We start from the raw sequence: 8,808 nt of genomic DNA, 5'->3' as shown, positions 1-8,808 counted from the left end.
AAAAAAAATAATCCAAATTAATTGACGGTGAATTTCTATCCCGAATATTGCAGATTATGAAATTTATAGCAGATTTTCACATCCATTCCCATTTTTCAATAGCCACAAGCAGAAATCTAATCCCCGAGCAACTTGATTTTTGGGCTCATAAAAAAGGAATTCAAATAATTGGCACAGGTGATTTTGCTCATCCGGGTTGGACAAAAGAATTATCTGCCAAACTCGAACCGGCGGAGCAGGGGCTTTTCAAATTAAAAGATAAATTCAAACTGAATCCGAGGAGTAACACCCGTTTTATTCTAACGGCTGAAATCAGTAACATTTACAAAAAATTCGGAAAGGTTCGCAAAGTTCACAATTTGCTTTTTGCACCTGATTTTCAAACTGTGGAAAAAATTCAAATCAAACTTTCCAACATCGGAAATATCACATCGGATGGCAGACCGATATTGGGGCTGGATTCACGAGATTTACTGGAAATTGTGCTTGAATCATCGGAAGACGCTTTTCTCGTTCCCGCACATATTTGGACGCCGTGGTTTTCTGCACTTGGCTCCAAATCCGGTTTCGATACAATTGCAGAATGCTATGGAGATCTAACGGAAAACATTTTCGCTGTGGAAACAGGTTTATCTTCCGACCCACCAATGAACTGGATTTGCAGCTTTCTCGATAAATACACTCTGATCTCCAATTCCGACGCACATTCACCTGAAAAATTGGGTAGAGAAGCGAATATGTTTGCTACGGAATTTTCATACAACGGCATAAAAAAAGCGATGAAAGAAGGGAATCCCAAAAACTTTCTCGGCACAATCGAATTTTTTCCCCAAGAAGGAAAGTATCACTTTGACGGGCATCGAAAATGTGGAGTTCGGTTGAATCCTCTCGAGACACTTGAAAATAAAGGAATCTGTCCAAAATGCGGAAAAAAAGTAACTGTGGGAGTGATGAATCGCGTTGCCCAACTCGCTGATCGAAAATACCCGACACAGCGAAAAAATCGTCTTCCATTTCTCTCCATCATTACTCTGAAAAATATTATTTCTCAAATTGTCGGGGTCGGACCAAATTCCAAAACCGTGGGCAAAATTTACGAGTCAATTCTAAATAAATTCGCTTCTGAATTTGATCTCCTTCTCAATATCCCGATTCCTGAGATTGAAAAAAAACATAACGAAATTCTTGCAGAAGGAATTCGACGCATGCGTAATAAGGAAGTAAAAATATCGGAAGGATTTGATGGAGAGTTTGGTCAAATCACGGTTTTTTCTCCGAATGAACTTTCTGCTTTCAGCAAACAAAAAACACTTTTTAGCGAGGACACAAAATCACAAATTTTTTCTCCCTCTAAAATCCCGCTGCTTAATTTTGATATAAAAAAATTTCAAGAGCAAAGAAAAAAACTGGAGGAGTTAAATTTGTTTGATAATGACATCAAATCAAAAAATCAAAAAATCCAAACTGATATTTTGCGACCCCTCAATCAAATACAAAAACGAGCGGTTAAATACGGTGAAGGTCCACTCATAATTATCGCCGGACCGGGCACCGGAAAAACCAGAGTTCTAACTCAGCGAATTGAATATCTTATTCTCAATAAAAAAAATGATCCTCAAAATATTCTGGCAATCACTTTTACAAACAAAGCAGCAGAGGAGATGGCGGAACGGTTGCGAAAAAATATAGGCAAGTCCGAAATCCGGAAAATGACAATTTCCACATTTCATTCCTTCGGGCTTTCCGTTCTGAAAAAGTATGGCGGCTATTTTAACAGAAAAGAAAATTTTTCTATATTTAGTGAGCGAGAGAAAAGAATTATTCTCAAAGAAAAATTAAATATTCCTCAAAATAAGCTAAAAGAAATTTCTAAAAAAATCACCGAATTTAAACAAAATGCAAAAATTTCAAGTGATTTGATGGATAAGGGATTTATCAAAATTATCAATAAATACGAGCAGACAATCCAGTTTTATAATTCGTTCGATTTGGACGATCTTATCTACAAAGTCATTATTTTATTCAAAGAAAATCAGGATACATTAGAACAATATCAATCTAAATATCAATGGGTTTTCGTTGATGAATATCAGGACATTAATTATGCTCAATATTTACTCATAAAGTTTCTGATGCCTGATGAAAAGTCGAATGTATGCGTTATTGGTGATCCAAATCAAGCAATTTATGGATTCCGCGGTGCAAATGTAAATTTTATTCATCAATTTGAAAAAGAATTTCCGACTGCAAAATCCTTTTTTCTGAAGAAAAGTTACCGTTGCTCAAATAAAATTTTAAAAGCATCCAATCAAGTTCTCTCTAAAAATGCTTTTCATCAATCGGCAATAGACGGCTTGAATGCCGGAGTTAAGCTTTCGGTTTTGGAAAATTTTACGGAAAAAGGCGAGGCGGAGCAGATTGCCAGAACTATAGAAAATATGATGGGTGGGCTGCGTTTTTTCTCGATGGATAGCGGCATTACCACAGGTGCAAATGATTCTGAAATATGCAGTTTGTCAGATTTTGTTGTTCTGGGCAGACTCAACCGGCAATTAGATTCTATAGAAAAAGCATTCCACGATCATAGCATACCTTATAATAGATTTGGAATTAAACCGTTTTTTCAAAAAGAACCGAATAAATCTGTGATTGATCTTTTGAAGGTATCGCTGAACCCGAAAAATTTATTGCTCACTGATCAACTTATCAAATCAAGAAAAATCACAATCGGAGAATTGCTCCAACTAAAATTGATCTTCGAGGAAAAATCCGTTGCTGATATTCTGGAACGGATTATTATTACATATTTTAAAAACGAAAAAATTAAAAATGCAGATTGCTTTGACAAATTGCTCGAACTCGCTACTCCATTTAAAAATAACATCGAAGAATTTGTGAAATATATTTCCATCGGGCGGGAAATTGATCGTTATGACAAAACTGTGGAAAATGTTTCTTTGATGACTCTTCATGCAGCCAAAGGATTGGAATTCAAATGCGTTTTTATTATTGGTTGCGAAGATGGGCTTCTTCCCTATTCAATTATGGAAAATCAAAAGGCAGATACTGAAGAGGAAAGAAGGCTTTTTTATGTGGGAATGACACGTGCTCAAAAATATCTTTTCCTTACTTTTGCACACAAAAGATTCCTTTTTGGGAAACAATATACACTTCCAAAAAGTCCGTTTCTATCTAATATTGAAAAATCTCTGCTTGACCTTACAAAATCTTCTTACAAAAAAAAGAAGAAAAAGGACGATCTACAAGAAACGCTGTTTTGAGAACAGAATGGAAGAAGAATTTTTATTTATAATGCTTTTCCATTACAGAATCAATCACAGCTTTAAGTTTATATGATCCTGTCGGTTTGAGAAAATAGGCAGCAGGGTTGAGTTTGTCAGCTCTTTTTTTCAATTCTTCATCGTTGTAACCGGTCAAAAAGATAACCGGAATATTTTTATAAGAAATGATTTTCTCGGCTGCCTCAATTCCATCAATGTTATCGGCTAATCCGATATCCATCAGTATTACATCAGGGTTCTTTTCTTTTGCCATTGTGATGGCTAATGCTCCGGTTGGAGCCAAACCGCACACTTCATAACCTTTCAATTTAAGTTCTTTACGTAATAATTGAGCAATTATTGATGAATCTTCTACAATCATAATCTTGATTTTTGCATTCATCTTTGCACTCTCCTTTTATCTATAAAATTTTCTCACCGGACTTTACAAGTCGTTTCCGGATGAACTCCAGTCTTTTGCAAACTTTGTTTAAAATTTTTCAAAAGTGATCTTAAATTCAGTCCCGTTTTCATTATTTATCGTAATTTTGCCATCGATTTGCTGAACCAACATCCCAATCATATTCATCCCGAGAGTATCACCTTCATGGAGAACGTTTATATTTTCCGAGATAGGCACCCCGTCATTGAATATTCTCAGAACGATTTCACTCTCACTGTTTTCATGAAAATCAACTTCAATTTTTCCTTTTTCCCCATTCGGGAAACCATATTTATAGGCATTTGTAAAAATTTCATTCAGGAGCAAACCACAGGAAGTTGCCAATTTTGAGGGAATACTTATCTCATCAATTTTTTCTACAATTTTTATACCCTTTTTTTCAATATTATAGCCTTTATTCAAATCATTTATTATTTTGGAAAAGTAATATTTCATGTTGATAGAATCCTGAGTAGCAGAACTATATAGTTTTTCGTGCAATCTCGCCATTGTTAAAACCCGATCTCGGGAATTGTTGAGAACAGATTTGCTATTTTCATCAGATATTTGTTCGCTTTGCATGCTTAAGATTGCAGAGATAATCGTAAAATTATTTTTTATTCGGTGGTGGGCTTCACGAAAAAGAAGTTCTTTTTCCCTTATTAATCGCCTCAGTGCTTTATCCGCTTTCCTTAGTTTTAGTTGGGATTTTACTCTTGCAATCAATTCGATCGGATTATAAGGACGAGTTAAATAATCGGCAGCTCCCATTTCCAGCCCTTTAACAATATCTTTCGTAGCGTCTTTTGCGGTGAGGAAAAGAATCGGAATATTTTTAGTTTTTGGATTTGATTTTACTCTTTTGCATACTTCAAATCCATCCATTTTTGGCATTACAATATCTAGTAAAATAAGGTCAAAACTTTCGGAATCCAAAAGTTCAAGAGCCGTTTCGCCGTTCATCGCTAATTCATAGGACAAATTTTCATCATCAAACATATGAGTGAGAATTACAATATTGATTTTGCTATCATCAACTATAAGTATTTTTCCAAAGTTATTTTGCATAATATTCTTTCTTTACTATTTTATTTAGGTTAATTAGAGTCTGTCCGTAAAGGAAAATCTTGAGTTAAGTTCCGTTTTTTTGAACTTGACTTAAGTTTTTCCAAGTAAAATATATTCTTCATCCTTTTTACAACTCATCCCCTAACCCCTTCTCTTCAAAGAGAAGGGGAACTTTTATCTCCCTCTCCTCGATAGGAGAGGGTCGGGGTGAGGTCGAAAAAGGCTACTTTACGGATAGACTCTAATTAAATTTCATTCTTTTTGGAGTGGAGTAATTTTGTCAAATATCCGTGAAAGATTTTTTTGAGAAAACATCCACAATACTTTTCGTTCAAGATTAAATTGACTGAGAATAAATTTCTTAATCCAAAAAATTTCAATTGATATTTATAATTTCTACTTTCTTGTTTTTTGCTGTCGGCATTTCCATACCAACGGTAGCATTTATGTATGTTGGGTCGCAAATCAGATATTTTTTATTATCATATTTCACGCTATCCCCCTCAATATCATCGGTAAAACACACAGCAGTTGCAATGTGCCCGGGGTAATTTAATCCGATAACTTGTAAACCCAATAGTTTGCGAACGAGATAGGCAAAAAGCACAGCTCGGTCTTCACAATCTGAAAACGGATAGAAAATTGTTTCCTCCGGGAAAAAATATTTTTCTCTGCCAAATTGCTCCTGATCCGTTTCATAAGCGAACGATTTTTGGACCAACCGAAGCAAAATATTCACTGCCTCCGGTTCAGATTTTCCCTTTAAAAGAGGTTTCAATCCATCAGCAAAAGATGAAAAGGTTTCACCTGAGATGGGTGCTTCGAAATACACATTGAAATCTGTTTGCGGATAATTGTGATAAAATTCAATTAGATTTTCATTATATTTGATCAAAACAGGAAATGGCCTATCCTGACTATTGATGCCACAAAACTCAAGTCTTTTTGTTCGGATGTCTTTTTTTAAATTGGGATTTTGATAAATATTCAAATCCAGAGATTTATTGGAATCTGCATAATTTCCCTTATATGTGTAAATGTTTTGATCAGTTTTTGTATTATCACGAAAGGATAAATTGAAATAGCGTTTATTGTCAATATTCAGATAGGGTAAGCCGTACATTGTTTGTTTTGCAGGAGCCAGAAGATAAATTGTGTTGGAATTGTATCCCACCTTCAGATTATAACCGGATTTTATTAGAACAAACCAAACGAACAGATTTTTCATCTTTTGTGAATTGGGATAAATATTTTCTGCCAATGTGTTCGCAAGTAAATAATATGCCCAATCGTTCAGTTCCATCAGATTTTTATAGTGCTGAGCTTGAGATATAAATGGTTGAAATTGTGATTCGCTTATCTGTTTCCAAAAATTAGCAATCCCTTTTTTGGTAACCGAATCAATGTGGAAGTTTTTCCAGTTTTCATCAAATTCAAGGGAAATTGAGTCTCCGAAAAATTCAAGGTTCAGGACGGTTCTGTTTTCAGATTCAACTTTTTTACTATAATCACGGATTTCGGCAATCACTTCTCTCGACTCGGGTTGAGGTTTCTGAATATCACGAATAATTTTTTTCCCGGAATAGTTTTTTACCTTTACAGAATCAATTTTCGGAGGACTTACAGGCTTGGGCGTTTTATCAGGTTGGATTCCTTGGAAAACCTGAAATTCTTCCCATTCTTTTCTGAGAAATTCTGCAAACTCCTTGTCCTGCTGGCTTGCATATTTTTCCATTTCCTCATTTTGCCGTTTCTGATACTCTTCAAAACTATCTTGAGACATTAACGAATTTGTAAATATGAAAACAACAGATAATATTGCAAGAGTTAAAATCAATTTAAAATGTATTTTCATAGCATCTCCGACGTTTTAGATTTTTGGCATAAAATAGATTTGAAATCTTTCTTGTAAAGGATTTTATTAAAAATTATTTCACATCCGGCTTTGGAAAAACAGCGATTAAAAATCTCAAAGCAAAAATACTATTAAAATTTTCATAATATTTGACAAGAAAAGGGGAAAGTTGGGAAACTTCAAAAAAATATCATCACGGATTGTATGAAAAATTAATACATAATTTTTTTAGTATAATCAAACATTGGCGTGAAAAATGAATTTCCGAAAATACGATTACAAAAAAGACAAAGATGCCGCTTACAGAATTTTGAATGAATGCGGTTGGGCGCACGATAAGAAAAAAGATAAGTTTTTGAATGACTTTTTGCCAAAAGCGAATACCCTGGTCCACGAAGTTGATGGAGAAGCAGAAGTCATTGCGTTAAGTTCTAATGGTCATATTTATTATCAAGATGAAAAACTAACATTTGGAGCGATTACCGGAGTATTAGCCAGTTTGAAAGTGAGGAAACAAGGATTTGCCGGACGCCTAACAGCTATCAGAATGGCATTAGATGCAGAAGCAGGAGCAGAAGTATCGGGTTTATGTATTTTCGATCAGGGATATTACAATAAGCTTGGTTTTGGAAACGGAAACTATGACCGCATTGTTGCTTTCACACCAGCTGCTTTGGAAATTGACAGAAAACCCAAAATATCTCAGAGATTGACCGAGAAGGATTTGACGAAGATCCATTTATCACGGGTAAATAGAATGCCATTTCATGGAGCTGTAACTCTGGGTGAATACACAACAGCTGCTGAAATGGGTGATCCGGAAAAAAATACCGGTTTCGGATATTTTAATAAAAAAGGGGAACTAACCCATCATATTTGGTTTTACGGGAAAGGGAAAGAACAGGGACCGATTTGGGTTCAATGGTTGGCGTATCAAAATCTTGATCAATTGATGGATCTTTTGGCACTGTTGAAAAGTTTCGAGGATCAATATCTTCTTATCAAAATGGTAGAACCTCCCTTCATTCATTTTCAGGATTTTATCGAAAAACCTTTTTTTCACAAAAGCATTACCAAAAAATCGGATAAACAGAACCTAATTTATTCTTCTGCCTATTGGCAGATTCGTGTTTTGGATTTGGTAAAATGTTTGCAGAACACACATCTTTCTTGTGATGATATTACTTTCAATCTCCAGTTATCCGATCCGGTAAAAAAATACCTTCCGAATGAAATGAACTGGCAAGGAATCGCCGGAGATTATATCGTAACTATTGGGAAAAATTCATCTGCAAAAAAAGGAAAAGACAACATCCTGCCCACAATGAGGGCTTCGGTAAATGCTTTCACAAGAATGTGGTTTGGTATTATGCCTGCTTCCACACTGGTATATTCAGATGGAATTGAAGCACCGGAAAATCTATTAAAAAAATTGGATAAAGCATTTATTCTACCGGAAGCTCATATTAATTGGGGATTTTAGTCCCTATTTTTCCCACAACAAATTCTGCGAGGAATATGTGAGCAAATCTGCTCAATTAATAGAAACCGCTGTTTTCAATAAAATAATGTTTATTTTTATAATTAAACTATCTCTTTTACTGAAAGATAAAAAAACGTAAAGAAAGAGGATTTCGCTTTTTGAAAGACCCTGCTTTTTTGGCTTCCTCAATATTTCTTGAAAAACCTGAAAGGATAGAATCATTACTCTTCATTATGACACTCTGTTTAATGGTTTATTCTGCTTTGGAATATAGGATACGAAAAGAATTGAAGGTACAAGGTAAATATTTCCCAAATCAGATGAAAAGGGATATTCAAAATCCAACAGCAAAGTGGGTATTCTTTTGTTTTGCCCGTCTGGGCGCCGAGCCTGATCGGGGTGCACGAAATTATTGTTGACAATACCGAAAAAATAATTGCTAATCTACAACCAAGTCACAAAGTTATTCTTGAGATATTAGGTACTCTTTACTCAAATTTCTATCAATAACTTGGCTAATTTGATGAATCCCGTAGGATGACTATCCAACGGGATGAATAATTAAATATAATAAAGTGGATTTTTGGTATGCGGAGTCTCGGATAAATTCTCTAATTCTCCTAATTTCAGGCTCTCATGTTTAGATATAATGCTTCGTAAGGTTGGCATATCGTCGGCG

At 35.0% G+C, this 8,808-nt stretch carries 5 protein-coding genes and 1 pseudogene; 3 read left to right on the top strand and 3 right to left on the bottom strand.

Annotated elements, in window-relative coordinates; genetic code table 11:
• Positions 1-56: 56 nt before the first annotated feature.
• Positions 57-3,281 (top strand): UvrD-helicase domain-containing protein, encoded by a 3,225-nt coding sequence (locus tag U9P79_09610; protein ID MEA2104878.1) that lies wholly within the window; start codon positions 57-59, stop codon positions 3,279-3,281.
• Positions 3,282-3,303: 22 nt separating this feature from the next.
• Here the strand turns inward: U9P79_09610 and U9P79_09605 are convergent, their stop codons facing one another.
• The 3 genes from U9P79_09605 to U9P79_09595 all read right to left on the bottom strand — a co-directional run bounded on the left by U9P79_09605 (position 3,304) and on the right by U9P79_09595 (position 6,646).
• Positions 3,304-3,684: a response regulator gene (locus U9P79_09605; protein MEA2104877.1), complete on the bottom strand. Its 381-nt coding sequence runs from the start codon at positions 3,682-3,684 to the stop codon at positions 3,304-3,306.
• An 87-nt stretch (positions 3,685-3,771) separates the two neighbouring features.
• Positions 3,772-4,791 carry a response regulator gene (locus U9P79_09600; GenBank protein ID MEA2104876.1) on the bottom strand — a complete coding sequence of 340 codons (1,020 nt, stop codon included), beginning with the start codon at positions 4,789-4,791 and terminating at the stop codon, positions 3,772-3,774.
• Between the two features lie 376 nt (positions 4,792-5,167).
• Positions 5,168-6,646: a hypothetical protein gene (locus tag U9P79_09595; GenBank protein ID MEA2104875.1), complete on the bottom strand. Its 1,479-nt coding sequence runs from the start codon at positions 6,644-6,646 to the stop codon at positions 5,168-5,170.
• Between the two features lie 256 nt (positions 6,647-6,902).
• Between U9P79_09595 and U9P79_09590 the strand changes: the two genes are divergently transcribed.
• Both U9P79_09590 and U9P79_09585 read left to right on the top strand, forming a co-directional pair.
• Positions 6,903-8,129 (top strand): hypothetical protein, encoded by a 1,227-nt coding sequence (locus U9P79_09590; protein MEA2104874.1) that lies wholly within the window; start codon positions 6,903-6,905, stop codon positions 8,127-8,129.
• A gap of 122 nt (positions 8,130-8,251) precedes the next feature.
• Positions 8,252-8,491, top strand: a pseudogene (locus U9P79_09585) (IS4 family transposase).
• The last annotated feature ends 317 nt before the right edge of the window (positions 8,492-8,808 follow it).

Source organism: Candidatus Cloacimonadota bacterium (assembly GCA_034661015.1).
Taxonomy (GTDB): Bacteria; Cloacimonadota; Cloacimonadia; order JGIOTU-2; family JGIOTU-2; genus JAYEKN01.
Note: the sequence above shows the minus strand (reverse complement) of the source record. Positions and strands in the feature narration are given on the sequence as shown.

Excerpts from the sequence above, each read along its gene's own strand:
- U9P79_09610 (MEA2104878.1), top strand. The coding sequence starts at position 57 with ATGAAATTTATAGCAGATTTTCACATCCATTCCCATTTTTCAATAGCC.
- U9P79_09605 (MEA2104877.1), bottom strand. The coding sequence starts at position 3,684 with ATGAATGCAAAAATCAAGATTATGATTGTAGAAGATTCATCAATAATT.
- U9P79_09600 (MEA2104876.1), bottom strand. The coding sequence starts at position 4,791 with ATGCAAAATAACTTTGGAAAAATACTTATAGTTGATGATAGCAAAATC.
- U9P79_09595 (MEA2104875.1), bottom strand. The coding sequence starts at position 6,646 with ATGAAAATACATTTTAAATTGATTTTAACTCTTGCAATATTATCTGTT.
- U9P79_09590 (MEA2104874.1), top strand. The coding sequence starts at position 6,903 with ATGAATTTCCGAAAATACGATTACAAAAAAGACAAAGATGCCGCTTAC.